This is a genomic window from Shewanella sp. BF02_Schw (assembly GCF_014596695.2).
Classification (GTDB): Bacteria; Pseudomonadota; Gammaproteobacteria; order Enterobacterales; family Shewanellaceae; genus Shewanella.
In genome coordinates, this window is record NZ_JABKAW020000003.1 from 225399 (window position 1) to 244313 (window position 18915).

Annotated in this window: 18 protein-coding genes; 6 read left to right on the forward strand and 12 right to left on the reverse strand. The window is 40.9% G+C overall.

Translation table 11 applies throughout. The annotated features are described in order from the left end of the window. Window positions 1-256: 256 nt before the first annotated feature. On the forward strand, window positions 257-706 hold the full coding sequence (locus HNW13_RS13640) for a hypothetical protein (RefSeq protein ID WP_101087898.1): 450 nt from the start codon (window positions 257-259) through the stop codon (window positions 704-706). Between the two features lie 42 nt (window positions 707-748). Here the strand turns inward: HNW13_RS13640 and HNW13_RS13645 are convergent, their stop codons facing one another. Beyond that, the gene (locus HNW13_RS13645) at window positions 749-1456 is read right to left on the reverse strand and encodes a pseudouridine synthase (RefSeq protein ID WP_162022737.1); all 708 of its coding nucleotides are present in this window, start codon (window positions 1454-1456) and stop codon (window positions 749-751) included. Between the two features lie 148 nt (window positions 1457-1604). Then, complete coding sequence (locus HNW13_RS13650; RefSeq protein ID WP_162022736.1) at window positions 1605-2468, reverse strand: DUF4010 domain-containing protein; 864 nt, start codon at window positions 2466-2468, stop codon at window positions 1605-1607. Between the two features lie 498 nt (window positions 2469-2966). On the opposite strand from HNW13_RS13650, the gene HNW13_RS13655 reads away from it, so the two are divergent. Then, window positions 2967-3221 (forward strand): TIGR03643 family protein, encoded by a 255-nt coding sequence (locus tag HNW13_RS13655; protein WP_101087889.1) that lies wholly within the window; start codon window positions 2967-2969, stop codon window positions 3219-3221. Between the two features lie 82 nt (window positions 3222-3303). On the opposite strand, the gene HNW13_RS13660 is transcribed toward HNW13_RS13655, so the two are convergent. Both HNW13_RS13660 and HNW13_RS13665 read right to left on the reverse strand, forming a co-directional pair. Then, the gene (locus HNW13_RS13660; protein ID WP_192115992.1) at window positions 3304-5787 is read right to left on the reverse strand and encodes an FtsX-like permease family protein; all 2484 of its coding nucleotides are present in this window, start codon (window positions 5785-5787) and stop codon (window positions 3304-3306) included. After that, on the reverse strand, window positions 5787-6536 hold the full coding sequence (locus HNW13_RS13665) for an ABC transporter ATP-binding protein (protein WP_162022734.1): 750 nt from the start codon (window positions 6534-6536) through the stop codon (window positions 5787-5789). Before HNW13_RS13665 ends, HNW13_RS13660 begins: the two co-directional genes overlap by 1 nt. 61 nt (window positions 6537-6597) lie before the next feature. On the opposite strand from HNW13_RS13665, the gene HNW13_RS13670 reads away from it, so the two are divergent. Both HNW13_RS13670 and HNW13_RS13675 read left to right on the forward strand, forming a co-directional pair. Continuing rightward, window positions 6598-7155, forward strand: coding sequence for an arylesterase (locus HNW13_RS13670; protein WP_162022733.1), 558 nt, complete (start codon window positions 6598-6600; stop codon window positions 7153-7155). A 175-nt stretch (window positions 7156-7330) separates the two neighbouring features. Next, window positions 7331-8398, forward strand: a complete 1068-nt coding sequence (locus HNW13_RS13675; protein WP_101087882.1) for a DUF3083 family protein — start codon at window positions 7331-7333, stop codon at window positions 8396-8398. A gap of 87 nt (window positions 8399-8485) precedes the next feature. On the opposite strand, the gene sohB is transcribed toward HNW13_RS13675, so the two are convergent. After that, the gene (gene sohB / locus HNW13_RS13680; protein ID WP_162022732.1) at window positions 8486-9496 is read right to left on the reverse strand and encodes a protease SohB; all 1011 of its coding nucleotides are present in this window, start codon (window positions 9494-9496) and stop codon (window positions 8486-8488) included. Window positions 9497-9618: 122 nt separating this feature from the next. Next, window positions 9619-12108 carry a VolA/Pla-1 family phospholipase gene (locus tag HNW13_RS13685; protein WP_182743736.1) on the reverse strand — a complete coding sequence of 830 codons (2490 nt, stop codon included), beginning with the start codon at window positions 12106-12108 and terminating at the stop codon, window positions 9619-9621. Between the two features lie 259 nt (window positions 12109-12367). Between HNW13_RS13685 and HNW13_RS13690 the strand changes: the two genes are divergently transcribed. Beyond that, window positions 12368-13105 carry a YciK family oxidoreductase gene (locus HNW13_RS13690; RefSeq protein ID WP_011638022.1) on the forward strand — a complete coding sequence of 246 codons (738 nt, stop codon included), beginning with the start codon at window positions 12368-12370 and terminating at the stop codon, window positions 13103-13105. 103 nt (window positions 13106-13208) lie between these two features. Here HNW13_RS13690 and HNW13_RS13695 read toward each other — a convergent pair whose 3' ends face one another. The 6 genes from HNW13_RS13695 to pspA all read right to left on the reverse strand — a co-directional run bounded on the left by HNW13_RS13695 (window position 13209) and on the right by pspA (window position 17632). Further along, window positions 13209-13544: a helix-hairpin-helix domain-containing protein gene (locus tag HNW13_RS13695; protein WP_101087875.1), complete on the reverse strand. Its 336-nt coding sequence runs from the start codon at window positions 13542-13544 to the stop codon at window positions 13209-13211. Between the two features lie 140 nt (window positions 13545-13684). Next, the gene (locus tag HNW13_RS13700; RefSeq protein WP_192115993.1) at window positions 13685-14776 is read right to left on the reverse strand and encodes a TIGR01620 family protein; all 1092 of its coding nucleotides are present in this window, start codon (window positions 14774-14776) and stop codon (window positions 13685-13687) included. A gap of 35 nt (window positions 14777-14811) precedes the next feature. After that, the gene (locus tag HNW13_RS13705; RefSeq protein WP_192115994.1) at window positions 14812-16254 is read right to left on the reverse strand and encodes a YcjX family protein; all 1443 of its coding nucleotides are present in this window, start codon (window positions 16252-16254) and stop codon (window positions 14812-14814) included. 53 nt (window positions 16255-16307) lie between these two features. Then, window positions 16308-16703 (reverse strand): envelope stress response membrane protein PspC, encoded by a 396-nt coding sequence (gene pspC, locus HNW13_RS13710; RefSeq protein WP_101087871.1) that lies wholly within the window; start codon window positions 16701-16703, stop codon window positions 16308-16310. Beyond that, window positions 16690-16929 (reverse strand): envelope stress response membrane protein PspB, encoded by a 240-nt coding sequence (gene pspB / locus HNW13_RS13715; RefSeq protein WP_086019761.1) that lies wholly within the window; start codon window positions 16927-16929, stop codon window positions 16690-16692. The genes pspC and pspB overlap by 14 nt, the downstream gene beginning before the upstream one ends. A 19-nt stretch (window positions 16930-16948) precedes the next feature. Next, the gene (gene pspA, locus HNW13_RS13720; protein ID WP_162022729.1) at window positions 16949-17632 is read right to left on the reverse strand and encodes a phage shock protein PspA; all 684 of its coding nucleotides are present in this window, start codon (window positions 17630-17632) and stop codon (window positions 16949-16951) included. A 192-nt stretch (window positions 17633-17824) separates the two neighbouring features. Here pspA and pspF point away from each other — a divergent pair, with 192 nt between their 5' ends. Further along, window positions 17825-18904, forward strand: a complete 1080-nt coding sequence (gene pspF / locus HNW13_RS13725; RefSeq protein WP_101087869.1) for a phage shock protein operon transcriptional activator — start codon at window positions 17825-17827, stop codon at window positions 18902-18904. Window positions 18905-18915 lie beyond the last annotated feature (11 nt).

The following is an 18915-nucleotide window of genomic DNA, read 5'->3' on the forward strand; positions in this document are numbered from 1 at the left end:
AAAAGTTATTGTTTTATGTGTTTTTAATAACCTTACCCACTAACGTTAGCTAAAAGGACAATATAACCAGAAAGGTGTGATTCCAGCTCAAACCCGTGGTTAATACGATTTACTTTTTGCCATCCTCATACACTCCCGTAGAACGGCCAGGTTAACATGCCGCATTGTAGAGTGACTTGACTCTACCTGATTCCTTACCATGATTAAATTGTACAAAAAACGAACAAAATAATTAATTATTAAAAAGGATAATAAAATGAAAAAATTATTAATTACATTAGCTTGCGTTGTATTTAGCTCCGCATTATTTGCCAAAGATAGATTGGAGATTTACCAAGATTACGATCTCGGTACTGAAATAATGGTAATGACTACCGTTAAAGTAGATCCTAATATGGCGGATATATATTTGGCAGGTTTGAGTAATAGCTGGGTTAAAGCGGTTAAAATTGAAAAGGAACTTGGTTATATCAAAGACTGGAAAATCTATGCAAGTGATTTACCAGTGAGTGGTGATTTTAACATGTTATTAGTCGTTACTATGGCTAATGGCGCAGACATGGAGCCTAACAAAAAGAAGTATGAAGCGTTCATGAAAAAGTGGAGCGAGGCTGATAAAAAAATGTCTAATGAAATTTCAGCCAAATACCCTGAAGTAAGGACATTAACGGGTGAATATCGCATGCGTGAGGTCATGATAAAATAATCAATAAAGCGCTTTTTACACAAATACTAAGGGGCGCTGAATTTAAAGCTTATTTAAAAGTATATGACTAAATGAACCAATTTCTACATCGGTTAAATAACGCCATTCACCTATTGCTACATCCAGTTTAACCGCACCAATACTTTCTCGATGCAGCGACACCACTTTATTACCTACGGCAGCAAACATGCGTTTAACTTGATGGAACTTACCTTCAGTTAAGGTCAGTAATACTTCTTGTGGTGTGATAATTTGCAACTGTGCCGGTAATGTCAGCTCTTGCTCCCCTTGCAAAGCAATGCCTTGTAAAAAAGACTCTCCGGCATCTGCTGCTATCGGCTTAGCTAATTTAACCCGGTAAACTTTATGGCATTGTCCAGACGGGGACGTGATAGCAAATGTCCAACGACCATCATCGGTAATAAGCACTAATCCGGTTGTGTCGGCATCTAATCGTCCGGCAATATGCAACTCAGATGGTCGTTCGGCGTCAATTAATGAGAATAGCGACGGATAGACACCATCGACATTCGAACAAAGGGTATTGGCAGGTTTATTGATTAACATATAACGAAACGCTCGAGCAGCAAGATTTTGACCGTTTAAGCTGATGTCATTATTTTCATGAACTTGAACAGCTTCATCCCTGACAACTACACCATTAACGAGCACAGCCCCGTTATGGATATGTTGAATAACCTCATACTTTAATAATTCAGTACTTTTACAAACAAATCGATCAAGACGCATAAATAACCTTAACTTGCGATAATCATTTATTATTGGCTACTTAAGCGGATATTATGCTTTGTCTCGTCAGATATGCAGTCAATGGTGGGGGATATTATGCCACAGACGTAAAGTGCAGTTTGTATTATTAGAGAGAATAGCAAACACATTACTCAAGCAAAAAAGAGCAAAAAAACGTAGCACCGACACTTAATGCAAACCCCACAAACATCATCGCAATAAAAATCCATTTGTGAGAAAAATTGCTTCCTTTAAACATCAAGTACGATTTACTGATGGTGTTACCGAGTAAAATTAACAACAATAAATTTATTAAATCAATATCCTGTGGATTCATAGACCATTCGCTCATCACCGATACAAGAATGGCATGAGCTTCAAAAAATGATACCAGCAAAGTACTGATCCCTCGCGATAAACCAAGTTCACTGCCGATAAAATGCATGGCATATACAAGTCCGAGGATAAAAATAGATAGCTTAGCAACATTTTTCCAATTTATCGGGTGATCAATTAATAGCTCAATATCAACTGTTGGTTGCCCTGACTGGTTACTTAAAAAAAGTAAATTGGATTGCATCTGCACATATATTATCGCCGTAATAAAAAACAATAATTGCGTGACAAAGGGGATATAAAAAATAAAGGCTAATTGGTCTGCCAAAAAAAAGATAATAAATAGACATTCCAGTAACATAGAACATAAAGCAAACAACAATGTCAGTAGCAAGTCACGTTCACTTGTTGATGCAAATTTTTTATCATTTAATATTTGTAAAAAAACTGCCGTACTGGAAATAAATCCTCCCAGAAAGCCCTGTAACTGGAATCGACTGCGTTTTGCTAGTAAGTGAAAACTAAAAAAGCTGAATAACTCTAGACAGGCAACTAAAGGCACAATTTTTAATAGAGGAACGTAGGCTGCAACAACAAACAATGCTGCAAGCATGGTCATGTCAAACCATATATGTTTGTCTTTAAAATGATATGAGAGTGGTGTTTTATGCTCCATCGACAATATTTGCCTCTATAACTATGTATCCTGGTGGACTAAATCATAAATTATTCAGAACTAACACTTTTCATCACAACATTAACCACTACATTTATCGTGATCGGCACCGAGCACTTTTTAATATAGCTTAATTATACAGCAAGCCAACTTAAAACGATTTAGAGAGTAGACAAATGCTTGTCCAATCTCGTAATCGACAGCTAAGGTGGCTTGATAAATTTTATAGCACGACTTGGCAGGGGGAAATAATATTAAATGTACCGCACTCATCATCGGTAATGAGCACTCACCCTGTGGTGCCAGCATTTAACCGTCCGCCAATAGGATGATCAGATAATTGTTCAACATCCACTAATGAAAAAAATATAGGCCAATAAAGCTTGTCTCTATATTTTAACGTATTCATCTGCCTTAAACACAAATCCTTAATACACTAATCTAAACGCTGATAACTAACGTATTAGAGCGCAAACCCAATAAACATTATCAAACTCAATGCTATCACCGCACGATACCTCAAGGATCATTGAAATGGCATGGGAAGACCGCACGCCATTTGAAGCTATTGAACACCTTTATGGCTTAAACGAATCAAATGTGATTAAACTCATGCGCTCATCACTCAAACCCAATAGCTTTAAGTCTTGGCGAGCCCGTGTTAGTGGCCGTAAAACCAAGCACCTTAAATTGCGACCTGAAGGTATTGATAGAGCGTATTGTCCAACCCAATATAAAATGCGTCAAAAGTAATCACATCAGTGATCAACTAAGGTAAAAAGGCAACATAAAAAAGGGAGATGACAATGCATCTCCCTTAATATTTGTAAGTATTTTAGCCCTCTTTTAACATGTCACTGCACGACTTATTGAGTAACTGACGACAACGCCAAACCCCTAAGATTGCCACAATTAACGCGCCTGCGATTGGAGTGATGCCCCACCATGGCCAATGCATGTATACCACTAGCTCAAACACTTGGGTTTTTAGCATATATAAAGCAAACTCAGCCACAATCACCGCTAATAAACCAGCAATTGCACCAAGCAAAGCAAACTCAATTCCAGTAGAAGCACGAAGTAACCAACCGGATGCGCCAAAAGTTCGCAACACTGCGAGTTCTCGTTGTCGAGTCGCCATGCCAGCCTCAGTTTGCGCAATCAACACCAAGGCACTGGCCAACAACACTAATGCCAACACTAGTGATAGTGATAATGACACTTGATCGATTATTTGCCGTAGCTGCTCAACCATCGCCCCAACATCAATAATCGATATCGTTGGAAATTGTTGGATCAGTTGCAATACCACTTGATTGGCGCTCAGCAAGCTACCATCCGCCGCTAATTGCGCATCATTAAGGTGAAAACTGGCCATCGAGGTATAGGCAAATGGCGCCAACGCTTCAGGGGTAAAAATCATGAAAAAGTTAGGTTGTAGGGTTTCCCACTGAACCTGTCTAATACTGGCAACCTTCACCGAAAAGGATTGATTATCGATGCTATAAGTGAGCTTGTCGCCAAGTATAACGCCTAGTCTATCTGCGACACCGGACTCAACCGAAACATCATCCGCAGCTTGATTAAACTTGCCCTCAAGCAGCTTATTATTTGGCGGTAAAGTATCTCGATAGGTTAAGTTTAATTCGCGAGAAATCCCCACTCGCCCTTCAGCTCCGTTTTCAGCTTGTTTGCCCGAAATCAACTCCTCGTCGTTAATATGAGTGAGTCGACCACGCACCACAGGATAAATATCGGTAGCGTTAATATGATTTAGGCTTAAAAAGTCATTTAATGGCTTAGCATCCTCAGGGGCTATATTCACTAGAAAGTAGTTAGGTGCATTTTCAGGTAACTGCTTTTGCCATTCATTAAGTAAATCTTGACGCAAGGCCAAGATGGTGAGCAATAATACCAATGCACTGCTAAATCCAACCAATTGCACAGCATTTTGACGAGCACGACGGCGAAGCCCAGCTAATGCTAGTTGGAAAGGATTGGTGGTTTTCATGCCAATGCCATGACCGAAACGGATCATCACAAAGCCCAGCACACTGAGTAAAAAACCTAACAACAGCACCGCAAGTACCACTGTCATCGTCAATGCTAAACTTCTTGAATACAAATACCCCAACAAGGCCATCGCGGCCAAGCTTAATAGTAAATGGAGCCACATGCCCAGCTGCAGGCCTTCTAATTGGCGCTGCAATACTCTTAACGGCGGAATGGCTAACAGCCGCATTAACGGATAAGCAGAAAACATAAATGCACTGATTAGCCCCGTGCTTACACCTAATAAAATAGGCCGTAAATACGGTGGAGAATAAGCGGCTATCTCTGGTGGTAAAAATGCCGTAATGCCAATGTCGAGCAATAACCCGCCCAGCAAACCCAGTGCAATACCCAATAAGGTCACTAACGACAAATGCAGTCCGAATAACACCCGAATTTGCTTGCCTGAAGCGCCAAAGGTTTTCAGCATGGCCACAACATCATAGTGGCGTTGACAGTAACGCTGCGCTGCAATACCAATCGCGGCGCACGCTAATGCAATACCGAGTAAACTGGCTAGCAGCAAAAAGCGCTCCGCACGTTGCACAGCTGAAGCGATCGGGGAATCTCCCGATTGCACATCTACCCAACGCTGGCTGTTATTGAGCAAAGGTTTAGCTTGCAGTTCAAAGGCCGTTAGCTGCTCTGCATCGCCAGTAAATTGGTATAAATACGTCACCCGGCTACCAGGTTGAATAATACCTGTCGCCGCCACATCATCTAAACGGATGAGTAATACTGGTGAGGACGCAAACGGATTAAACCCTGCATCCGGTAAACGACTAATCTCTTCGGTTAGCGATAACTCACTATTGCCCAATTCAATGCTTTTTGGGTAGCCAAGCAAACCACCTAAACGATTTTCAAACCATGCTTGCCCCTTGCTTGGTAATGCTCGAGTGACACCGTTACTCAGCTCTATATCGCCTTTTAACGGATAGCCATCACCTACCGCTTTAACGGTCACTAATTGAAATTTATCGCCCGAATACACCATCGAGTTAAATTGCATGTTAGTGACGTGGGCAAGGCCTAACTCATTGGCAACTGTAAGGACTTGTGCATCAAGTTCAACCGGTGAGTCGATAATACGGTCGGCGGCAATAAAGTTAGAGGCTTCGCCATTAATGGCTACTTGTAAACGCTCACTAACCCGCGCTAGCCCGGTCACGGATAACACCGCTAACGTAATAGCCAACACGATAAGAATTAATTGTCCTTGAGCGAGTTCACGTTTAAACAATCTCCACGCAATTTGCCACTCCATTAATTAACCTCCGCAACAGGTTCCGCGCTCACATGGGCAGCCTTAAGATTATCTGCGTATGGTTCTGACAAATGGCCATTTTCCATCACTAATTGGCGTGCGCAACGTTTTGCTAAATGTAAATCATGCGTCACTAACACCAACGTGGTGTCACTTTCTTGGTTTAACTCAAACAACATATCAGCAATTTTATCACCATTCACACTGTCTAAGTTGCCTGTTGGTTCATCTGCAAACAGCACTTTGGGTTCACAAATAAAAGCTCTGGCAATAGCCACACGTTGCTGTTCACCACCCGATAACTGTTTAGGCAAATGATTTAATCGATGAGATAAACCAACGCGATTGAGCATGGTTTGGGCTTTCTGCTTGGCATCTTTCACCCCTGCAAGCTCTGCGGGTAGCATAACGTTTTCAAGCGCTGTTAAGGTATCAACCAGCATAAATGACTGAAAGATAAAACTGACTTTTTGCTTACGAAGCGCTGCTTTTTGCTCTTCATTTAATCCGGATAAGGCCACCCCATCCAACACTATCTCACCAGAGGTAGGTGTATCTAATGCTGCAAGTAAACCCAATAGTGTCGACTTACCTGAACCTGATGGTCCCAAAATGGCGATACTGTCTCCTTGCTTGACTTCTATATTAATGCCGTTGAGGATAGTCAACTCTCCCTCTTGGGTCACGACAGTTTTATTGAGGTTAGTTACAGTAATGGCACTGGTATTTCGATCGATATTATTAGACATACAATCCTTCTTATATTCGTCACTTAAACGCGTGCTTACCAGCGTGTTTATACTGATAGTTATGAGTGTACCGACCTATGCTGCCACGATTTTGATATTAGGTGATAGCTTAAGTGCAGGCTATGGCATGCCAGAAGATCAGGGATGGGTACAATTATTACGTAACCAGTTGCCTCAGCATCAGATAATTAATGGTTCTGTTAGTGGTGAAACAACGGCGGGAGGATTACGTAGACTCCCGAGTTTACTGGCTTCAAGCCAGCCAGACCTGATTGTCATTGAGCTAGGTGGTAATGATGGGTTGAGAGGTTTTCCACCTAATAAACTGAAATCAAATCTTACAAAAATCATTACCCTATCGCAGCAACAAGGCGCCAAGGTGTTATTAACTGAGATTATGGTACCACCGAATTACGGCCCGAGGTATGCCAAATCTTTTACTCAGATTTATCATCAGTTAGCCGAACAATATACTATTAAGTTAATCCCTTTTTTCATGCAAGATATTGCCACCGACAAAACGCTTATGCAGCGCGATGGCATTCATCCGAATGAACAAGCTCAAGACACTATTACGCAGTTAATGTTACCTTGGATCACACAAGTTTTATCCGAGTAAACACTTAAATTTGAACAAGTTTTGTTCGACATGTTAAAAACATTTTAATAAAGTGATCGAAAGTCATTTTAATTTAAGCATCAATGTTTAAAATGGACACTCAGCAAGCGCATTAAATAAGCATAAACATATAACGATAAACTTTAGACAACAACTAAGGCAATAAGGAAATAATATGTCCGTCAGTCGTCAAAAAAAAGTATACTTGCCAACAGCAACACGTAAAAATCAATACATTACCATTGGTTTTCCGTTAACTGATGAATATCTTAATGCATACAGTGATTTAGAAACTTGTTACGATGAATTTAGCAAACTCGTCTATCAACTAGCCGAAAAGCAAGAATTGTACAACGTGCACGTTGTCACTACCGATAAATTGCCTATGGTACGCTTCCACAGTGAAGCTTATTGCTTAACCACAGATGAGCAATTACGTTTTTTCTATAACCCAGCCCACCATGAGGCTAACCGTTTACACAGCGTTGCAGGCTTTAGAGCTAGAAAACTTAGAATTGTATTTTTAGCCACTGGCAATGACCTTCGCAGTAATTCAGCTGAGTTTCACTCTCATGTACAAAAATTTATAGCTGAACTAAAACCATTATTACCCGTTAAAAATGTGCCAATTAAAGTCCGTGACCACCAGCATATTTCTTATGATTTCTTTGCTAAAGCAAAAGGACTAAAAGAAACCTACGGTTATAAATTACGCGCTGTTGATAGTCGCTATCACCGACGTCATTGCGAGCTACCAGAAAATGTCAGCACGCTCAATTATGTCACCATAAACATTCCAGTTGACCGCCGCATCAAAAAGCAGTTACTCGCAAATGATACCACCGACTTTACCAGTGTTTATCAAAAGGTATGTGACAAGTTTATCGAAGCGACTAAAAGCAAACAGCTTAATCGTGTTGCGGTGGTTGCCAACGGCAAAATACCACTTGTACGTAACAGTAAGTATGAGCAATTAACCAGTACTAACGAATTTCAGATGGTTGGGTTTGATCCTCATGCAGAATCACCAGAGCCGATTTGCCACTGGGATGCGAACAAGCTTGTAGACGTTTTCCGATTTGTGATTGTCGCAGGTAAAAGCGATGAAACAGACGAAGGCTATGGTCGTTTTATGAATCAAGTTGAAGAAGCTATACGTGTATTTACCAATGAGTTCGACATTGATAAAGAACACGCCGATGTCATTTTACGTTTCCATCAACACATCAGTTACAAAGCTTAGTCACTCATAAGCTTTACAGTATAAAAAACGACAGCCTAGGCTGTCGTTTTTGTTTTTAATCAATTGCGTTGTAGTGATGTTGATGTACTACACCGATTGATTACGCTCCGCAAAACGATTCATCATAGTGGTCACTGATAGTGAAACGCCATGAGCAATTTTATCCGCTAGCTTTTTCTTCATTTGATATTGAATTTTAATCACTTGATGGGTGTTAACCAAGTCTAAAATTACATCATCGCTGGTAGAAACCGCATCGATAAGCCCTAAGTCAATTGCTTGCTGGCCATACCAATGTTCGCCAGTGGCAACTTTAGCAATGTCCATATTAGGACGATAACGGCCGACAAATTCTTTAAAAAGCACGTGAGTTTCTTCTAATTCCTGTTGGAACTTAGCTCTGCCTTCATCAGTGTTTTCACCAAAAACGGTTAAAGTACGTTTAAAGTTACCTGCGGTGTGCTGTTCATAATCAATATCATGATTTTTTAACAAACGATTAAAGTTTGGTATTTGCGCAATCACCCCAATTGAGCCCACTATCGCAAACGGTGCGGCGTAAACCTTATTAGCCACACACGCCATCATATAGCCACCACTTGCAGCCACTTTATCCACGCAAATCGATAATGGGATATTAGCTTGACGCAAACGATCTAACTGACTTGACGCTAGGCCATACCCATGAACCATACCGCCACCACTTTCAACATTGACCAATACTTGGTCATCTTTATCTGCGATGGTTATAATAGCGGTCACTTCTTCGCGTAATGACGCGACTTCATTGGCATCTATACTGCCTTTAAAATCAATAACGAATACTTTTCCTTTGGTTAAGTTTTGTTTCTCAGCCGCTTTTTCGGCTGCTTTTACTTGCTTTTCATAGGCTTTAAATTGCTTTTTAGGCAGTAACTCTTCTTTCAACTGATGCTTTAACTGCATAAGCTCATCTGAAATATCAGTCAGTCTTAGCTCACCTTTATCAGATTTGTTTTTCATGCTTGCTGCCAGCACAAATATTACTACCGCTAAAATAGCGACAACAATGGTTACCGCTTTTGCTAAAAACAGGCCGTATTCATATAAAAATTCCAAAACTCGCTCCATACAGGGATGACAATCTTGCGGTATTTTAACAGTAATAACCGACAAGTAGACAATAAAAAACCCAGCTAATTGCTGGGTTTCTTAAGATATTGCGTACTAAATAGTAAACATTAGTTACAGCTTTGGATCACATCGCTGTTACTCACAACAATCGTAGCTTGTCCTAAACCTGCTGTTTTTGCAAAACCAGCAACTTGAGACTGCATTTCAACAGTCGCAGCAAGAGCCATTCCGTCTGTTACACCATCTACTTCACCTGGGCTAACAATCGAACTGTGATGGCCTTTAGAGAAGCGTACAGCACCAGAACCTGGCGTTGTAGTATCAACACATCCTAGCGCTAGCGAGGTAATTAACGGTTCAGTACCCGATAATGGGAAACCTTCAACGCTGTTAGGTAATGTTTGGTCACCTAAGTTGCCTGCCCCATCGCCAACCACTTCAATTAAATGCACTGGTAAACCAGTAGCCGCTAATTTTTCGCCATGGTTAATTGGGTCAGCAGAATCGACAGCTGTTTGCACTGCAAAAGCAAATGTTGGTATAAACTCAGCATACACTGCTTGAACTAAAGCAGCATACTCGGCACTACCTTCCTCATAACCTGCAGTATTTGCAGCAGTAACGAGAGCGGCAAACGTACTAGACGCGGTGACATTGGCGAATAACTGTGGACCAAATGCAGCAGAACCAGCAAATGCACCAGCTAAACCACCAGCAGGCGCCACTAACGATGTTGCATTAATAGCATAAGCGTTAGGTAAAGCATCACCCGTCATAGGATTAACTAATCCTGTACTAGCATAAGTAGAGAATGTAGTGCCAACAATGCCACCTAAACTCAAACCTTGTGCACTGATTTTAGACACATCAAATACTTGAGGTTGATTTGCCGCAGCGAGTTGTTGCGCCATTCCAGTCAATAATAATCTTAACCCTAATTGGTCTAAGGTTGCTTGACGGAAATTGTCACGCACTGTCAATGTGCTGGCGATGTTAACAAACACTAATGGGTTACCATTGGTGAACGCATTAGGCTTACCGACTACAGGACCAAAAGCTGGGGCTGTTGCAGATATCTCATAAGTGCCGTCTTTGTCTAAATCAAATGAACGAGCACCGTGCAATGGCATATCAATCGCAATAGTGGCAACACCAGCTGCAGCGTATGTACCCGCATAAGCTAGTGCCATTTCTTTACCACCACCTAAACCATGCATTGCGATTGTGGTTGGCCAACCACTTGTTGGAGGCACAAAAGTTCCACCTTGCGCAGCGGTAAATGCTGCAAGCTTAGCCGCATTCGGTAAGGTAATTTGAACTGAAACAGTTTCATAACCTTTGATAGCCGGAATAGGGTTAAACTTGGTTAAATGTTTCGTTTTATCTGCAGCAGTACCATCGTCAAGTTTCCACTGTTTACCTGCAAGTAATGCAGGATTACCCAACGCTGCTTGAGGATCTACACCGTTATCAGATGCTTGTGCAAAAAAGTTAGCTTGGCTTAATGTACCCGCCTGTAAAGCTAGCAATACCGACACAGGGCTGTCACCTTGAGCAAACCAACGGCCATTAGGTGCTGTTGGAGCACCATCGACGATTGGGATCACACAGCCAGCTGATGAACAATCACCGTAGATTGGCAGTTTAATTTTGGCAGTATAAAGATCAGCCATATCGGCGACTACATAGGCTGCACCCGATGCTGGCGTTAACCCAGCAGCCTGAGCAACTGTCAATCCAGTTGGCGTAGGTGCTTGCACAAATGAAGGTGTGTAAGCAGGATTAGAAGCCATCAATAATTTAGTGGTTTCATACACATCAGCGACTGACTGAGTGGTAAATAAACCTGAAAAACTAATCGATTCAGGATCAACACCGTGTGTTTCAGCAACACCTTTTTCATAACTGTTGACCAGATACTGCAGCATTTTTTGTTGTTCTGTTTCAAGCTGCTGTGTTTCAAAATCTAACTTTAACAGACCATAAGTTGTTGACGGAGCAATAGCACGGCCTAGCGAGTCTTGAATAAGATCGGTAGTCACATAGATATAAGACTGACCAGCTTTTAATGGTTTAATCGGTACTATGGCAACTTTATTGCCTGATGCTTTTGATACAAAATCAACACCAAATTGAAGCTCTTCACCTACTTTACAAGCTGAAACTGAAGGTGCTGATTTACACTCAGCATCACTTGATAATGCTCCGCCCACCGTCGCTTCAAACATACGCACCGCACCAGGTTGAAACACAGAGGCTGCATCTAACGTTAATGCATTGCCCTGTAAATCATTAGCAAGTTCGACAGTAATTGAAATTGGTGAACTAGTTGACCATCCATCTAATGCACCTAATGCAATTTGAGGATCAGTATAGTTACCGCTGGCTTCGCCAGGGATAGATAATGTGCCATCAGTGGTTCCACTGAAGAGTAAGTCGTTTGGTAATGGTACTTTGCTATTAGCAGGATCAAACTGCATATGTGAAACAGGCACTAACGGCTCAGCATTATCTACTGCTTCGTTAAAACTGTCACCACCACATGCTGTCAAGCCAAGAGCAGATGTTATTGCAACACCCAAAATGAGTCTTTTCATCTTTTTTCCCCAAATCTTGTTTTAATAATTTTGTTTTCCCCAAGAATTGGTCACAATAGTCCTATCATGCGACCATAAGGACTTATGTTAGTCCTTAACTATTCTCAAGTTAACGTAAAATTATTGAGTTAGCTACAAGTTTGTTACATGCAAATGACCTATTCTCATACAATTATTAATCATTTGTTTCAAACGGTCGTTTATTTTTTATCCGGTACTAGATTTGACGGGCGATTGCGCTAAGAGGAAATAATCAATCATGTTGGAATATCAAGCTGCAAAAGATTTACTCAATAACAAAACAATCTTGGTTACGGGCGCTGGAGACGGTATTGGTCGTGCAGCATCAATCGAATTTGCCAAACACGGCGCAACGGTAATTTTGCTCGGTAAGACCGTTAAAAAACTCGAAAACGTATACGATGAAATTGTTAATGCCGGTTATCCAAAGCCAGCCATTGTACCGTTAGATATGAAAGGCGCGACCGAACAGAATTATATTGATATGGCAGACACCATTGCCGAGCAGTTTGGTCATTTAGATGGTTTATTGCATAACGCATCTCAGTTGGGGGCATTAGGTCCATTTGAGCATATCGATTTAACCTCGCTTGAAACCATTTTAAAGGTCAATGTCACGGCTCAAGCCATCATGACCAAGTCATTATTGCCTATTATGCGTAAAGCCGAGCATGCTTCAATTGTGTTTACTTCTAGCGGTGTTGGACGTAAAGGTCGTGCTTATTGGGGACCTTATGCATTTTCTAAATTTGCCACTGAAGGCATGATGCAAGTGTTAGCTGATGAATGTGATAATACCTCTGTAAGGGTTAATAGTATTAACCCAGGCGCGACTCGTACAGAAATGCGTGCAAAAGCTTATCCTGCTGAAGATCCACAAACACTAAAAACAGCTGAACAAATTATGCCGACTTATTTATTCTTAATGGGTAATGAATCTATCGACACCAATGGCCAGGCACTTAATGCACAATAGTTTACCTGTATTAGTTAAGCTGCATTAGTTAACCTGCATTTGGGCTCGCTGATATAAAAAACGGAAGCAATTGCTTCCGTTTTTGTATAAACAGGCGTCTCATTTAGAAACTCATATTCTCAGTATTCTGGCTGACTAACTTTTCACCAATTCCTGTCACCATGGTTAACTGTTTCAGATCGGTAAATTTGCCGTTTTTGGTTCGATAGTCAACAATCGCTTTTGCTTTGGCTTGCCCAATACCTTTCAGCGCTTGTAATTCTTCAGCGCTGGCTTTATTGATATTGACCTTTTGCATAGCCGTTGACTTTTTCTCCATCGATTTTGTGGCTTGTTTTGTGGGCTCTGCCATTGTCTTTACCGTTTCAGCGGCGTAAGAATGACTACTTAACAAACAACATAAACCCATTAATAATGCAGTTAATGACAATGATTTCATTAGATTCTCCTTTCCTTCCTTAGTTTGCTGGTATGCGTCCTTCTCCATTACCAAGCTCGAACGATTCAGAACGCTATACGTTTCCGAATCGGAGGCTAACTGTAGTCAACAAAACTGAATTGTACAAAAAAAACACTAATTTATTCGCTATTATCAGCTGACTGAGTTTGTTTCTGTTTATTTTTAGACATCATTGACGAAGTAAACTGCTTTAATTCACCGAGTAAATGTTGATGAACGTGGGATAATTTAGGCTTGTTGTGTTTGTTAAATGCAATCGGCCGGCACAAGCTCATGGCTTGATAACCTAACCTTGCGGTAAGTAAACCACCACCAAGTCCTTGTGCAATCCGAGCAGACACCTTGCCGGTCATTTCTACTGATAATAATTGGGTACCTAAATCGGTAATCACCTCGGTACTGCCAGCATAAATAATATTCGTCACAATACTACGAATCAGTTTTATGCGGCTCCAGTAACCCAGCTCCACGGCATAAATGGCAGCGACTTCATTAATCATTTTTTGATTTCGCCACAAGATAATAGCCATATCCAGCGCAGCTAAAGGGCTTGCGGCTAATAATAATGCCGACTCAGCAGCAAAGCGGTTAACGCGTTTCTTGGCCAGTAAATCGCGGTCGGATAACACGATATCTTCGAATAACAACACGATTTCTGCATCATTATGTTCATGGCTACAGGCTTGTAAATATTGTTGTTTAGCCTGATTATTTGGGTATTTGGCTAATATTGGTGCCAAAAACGTTTTGGCTTCGCCCATTTGCATGCTTTGGGATAATCGTTCAGCTGTGCTTTGATGATCACTGACTTGTTTAAGATTAACCAACTTACGCCATTCTTTAATCGTAATGACCGTGGCCCATAAGCTAACAATGGATAACACAGAAGCATAAAAACCAAATAACCACGGACTTTGTTGAAAAGAGTCAAGTAACCCCATCACGGTTTGTACGATAACCAATAACACCAAACCAATTACCGATAATATAGCCAATAACGACCAACGCTTAGCCTTTGCAGGTTTAATGCTGTCTTCCATTGCTGCTGGCAATTCTGTTAGCGATTGCTCACAAATAAAGTCAACTTCTTCAAATGATTTAGTCGGCTTAATTGCTTCTTCAGCCGATTGAATCTCATCTGTCACAATAAGATCTGAATCGGTAAATATTTGCGATTTTTTTATCGGCGAATTACGTGTAGGTTCATTCATAACTAATGCTCACATTTATTCTCAAAATAAAACCATTAAGACAATTTATCGCCTAATAGAAACTCCAAGAGATGGTCGAGACGAATGTGTTCGAATTGCGGATTATTATCGTGGATATGGCTCAAATTGGGCGGTAGAAAAGCACTAAAGCTAAACCCTTGTTGTTGCCAAAACTCTGCATCGGGTAATGATGTGGGCACATCTCCTGGGTATACGGTGACTTGCTTACCATCAAGCCCAGTGCCTTTTACCACTTCTTGTTGAACACCCTCTATATTAACCATCCCGTGTTGAGTAGCCTTAATCGCACTTATCGCCATGGTTTCAACTTCACTGCCTTCAAAGTTGGCATAATGCTGGCTTTGTTGCAGCATTGCGGTTAACAAACTAAGCACATGGCTTTGCTGATCACGGGTCACTCTGTCTACTTGGCTGGCAGCAAATAACACTTTGTCTATCCGCGGTGAAAATAAACGTTTAATTAAGCTCGACTGGCCAAACTGAAAACTTTCCATAATGCTGTTTAATGCGCGCCCCATGTCATTAAACTGTGCCTGACCATGATTAAGTGCGTTTAAACAATCAACCAACACTAGTTGGCGATCAAATCGAGAAAAGTAGTCGCGGTAAAATGGCTTAACAACTTGTGATACGTACTGCTCATAACGGCGCTTAAGGACATGATAATTTGAATCGCTTGGGCTTGCTGATAATTCTGAGTGCTGAATTGGGCTTAAGGTAAGCAATGGGAAAAATGTCAATAACGGGGTATTTTCGTATTCGCCCGGTAACAACATACGCCCTGGTTGAGCGTGATAAAATCCCTGTTGTCTAACCAAGTCGACCAATAAAGTTTGATACAAGTCAGCAATGTACTTAAGGTGCTGTTCATCAGCTAATTGGCTTAACTCTAATGTCTCTACAGCTTGATTGAATGCGCTAAATAAGGGCGAGTGACGTAAACATGTCACATTAACCTGTTGTGATAAACACCATTGAGTAAAATCTTGTTTAAGCATCGGTAAATCAAGTAACCACTCACCAGGATAATCAACAATATCTACGTACAAGGTTGCGGTATCTGTTAATTTAGCTAACAAACCTTGTTGAGGCTGATACTTAATGGCTAAACGTAATTCGGTAATGTTTTTGGTTGAAGCAGGCCAATAAGGAGGCGACGAACATAATGCATTCATTGCACCTTGATAATCAAAACTGGCAATGTCTAAATCGGGTTGCATAGCGCGATTGACAGCAATTAACCGACCTTCGCGTGCCACTTGCCATAATGGTAAAGGATTGTGCTTGGCGCCTTTTCCTGCATGCAATAACTGATTTACTAAGCCACTAATAAAAGCGGTTTTACCTGCACCGGATAACCCAGTGACGGCTAATCTGACATGACGATCGGTACTGCGGTTAACAATAGACTGAGCGGTTTGGCTGACTTTAAACAAGGAACGATCTAAAAATCTCATGATGGCTGATGGCTCCCCAAAAAACACGGGCGGATAACCGCCCATTAGAAGGATTAAAGACTATTGATTTGGCGTTTAAGATCAAAGTTGTCTGAGGTGACATGTTCTTCGAGTCGTCTTAAACGGAGTTCTAATCCGTTAAATTGACGATTAACATCAAACAACGCTTGCTTTGCAGGTTCACCTGCTTGCCAAATTTTCTTTTTAATTTCAATATCTTTGTGATTTTCTTTGTTGTCTAAGTTTTGTGGTTTGATGTCTAATATCATCCATAAGGCAATATAAACAACAAACACAATCCCTGTTCCACCGAGTAAGAATATCGACACAGCAATGACTCGCACTAGCCATGTTTCAAAGTTAAAGTAATCTGCAATACCTGAACACACCCCAGCCACTTTACCATTTTTTGGGTTGCGGTATAGAGTACGACCATTAGATGGGACCATGTTTTGCTCTCCATTCTGGTGATTCAGTATCTAAAATCGCTTCTAATGTTTCAATGCGACCGCTCATTTTTTCAGCTTTCGCAATGAGACCATTAAGCTGATTAAATTCTTCCTCGGTGAGCCCCTGGCTCACTTGTCGCTTACTGCGATAATGAAGAACCAACCAGATAGGTGCCACAACAACCATAAAGATGATAATTGGTGCAATAAGAAGATCCATATCCATAACTCACCTCTGAATAAATTTACGCTTTAGATTTAGGTTGTGCTTTCGCACTCATTTTTGCTTTTAATGCTGCTAATTCATCATTCACAGAATCTTCTGCTTCTAATGCTGCAAACTCGTCAGCTAGAACGTTCTTTTTACCTAAATCATATGATTCTACTTGTGCTTCAAGTCCTTCAACTCGGCGCTCGTATTGTTCAAACTTCATCATTGCATCATCGATTTTGCTTGAATCAAGCTGCTTTTTGACTTCTAAACGTGAAGTGGCAGTTTGCTTACGCATAATGATGGTTTTTTGACGAGCACGAGCATCATTCAATTTTTCTTGAAGTTGAGCGATTTCATCTTTTAAACGAGCGACATGCTCTTCAACAACTTGCAGTTCCATCTCAAGCGCTTGCAATAAACCAACCGTTTTTTGCTTTTCACTCAACGCGGCTTTGGCTAAGTCTTCACGATCTTTGGATAACGCTAACTCAGCTTTATTCTGCCAATCTTGAACTTGCTCTTGAACACGAGCAATCCGGCGAAGTAATTCTTTTTTCTCTGCCAATACTTTAGCGGAGGTTGAACGTACTTCAACAAGTGTGTCTTCCATTTCTTGAATGATAAGACGGACCATTTTTTCTGGATCTTCGGCTTTATCAAGTATTGCGCTGATATTTGAATTAACGATATCTGCGAAGCGAGAGAAAATTCCCATAATGTGTTCCTCAAAATTAACGTGGATGTCGCAGTTGGTATTACACATTACGTGCCAACATTTACAAATGCAACAACATCATATACTTAAACAAATATTTAACTTTTGCTTTCTTTTAACACTCAAGCCATTTATTATGATTTTCACCAATTATTAGTCTAATTCACTAACAATTTTGCGAGTAAGCTAACTGTGAGCAAACAATTCCAGCAAGACAATCTCATCGGCCAATCTAATGCACTGCTTGAAGTATTAGAACATGTGTCTAAAGTCGCGCCATTATCTAAGCCGGTGCTCATTATTGGTGAGCGCGGTACGGGTAAAGAATTAATTGCCGAACGACTACATTACTTATCCCCTCGTTGGGATCAAAGCTTTATTAAACTCAATTGTTCTTCATTAAGTGAAAACTTACTCGAAAGTGAACTCTTTGGCCATGAATCTGGTGCATTTACGGGTGCGAAAGGACGACACGAAGGCCGTTTTGAACGCGCCGATGGCGGAACACTGTTTTTAGATGAATTAGCCAACACTTCTGGATTAATCCAAGAAAAGTTATTACGTGTCATCGAATATGGTGAATTTGAACGAGTCGGTGGCAGTAAAACGGTTCAATCTGATGTGCGACTGATTTGTGCTGCCAATGAAGATTTACCTACCTTGGCTGACAATGGTGAATTCCGAGCGGATTTACTCGATCGTTTAGCCTTTGATGTGATCACCTTGCCACCATTAAGACATAGAACCGAAGACATTATGCCATTGGCCGAACATTTTGCGATTAGCATGGCAAGGCAACTATCACTGGAATATTTTAGTGGCTTTAGTCCGTTGGCGGTAGAACAATTAATGATGCACAGCTGGCCAGGAAATATCCGAGAATTAAAGAATGTCGTCGAGCGAAGTGTTTACCGTGAAGGCGCTGATGGCCAAGAGATTGATCATATTATTTTAGATCCTTTTGCATCTCCCTATCGTCCTGTAAATCGTGTCAAAACCCGCGAACGTCAATTAAATCAAATAGAACATGCACCAACACCAGTGACGGAATCGGCTGAGTTAAATATTAAAACGGAAACATCTGTGGTGCTTAATAGCATCGAATTCCCGATAGATTTTAAAGAATACACCGAAAACAGCGAAATAGAACTATTGCAACGAGCATTAGCTGAAGGCCAATATAATCAGAAAAAAACCGCCGATTTATTGGGCTTAAGCTACCATCAGCTTCGAGGTATTTTGAAAAAGTACAATTTACTCGACAAGAGCTGAATCAAGCTTGG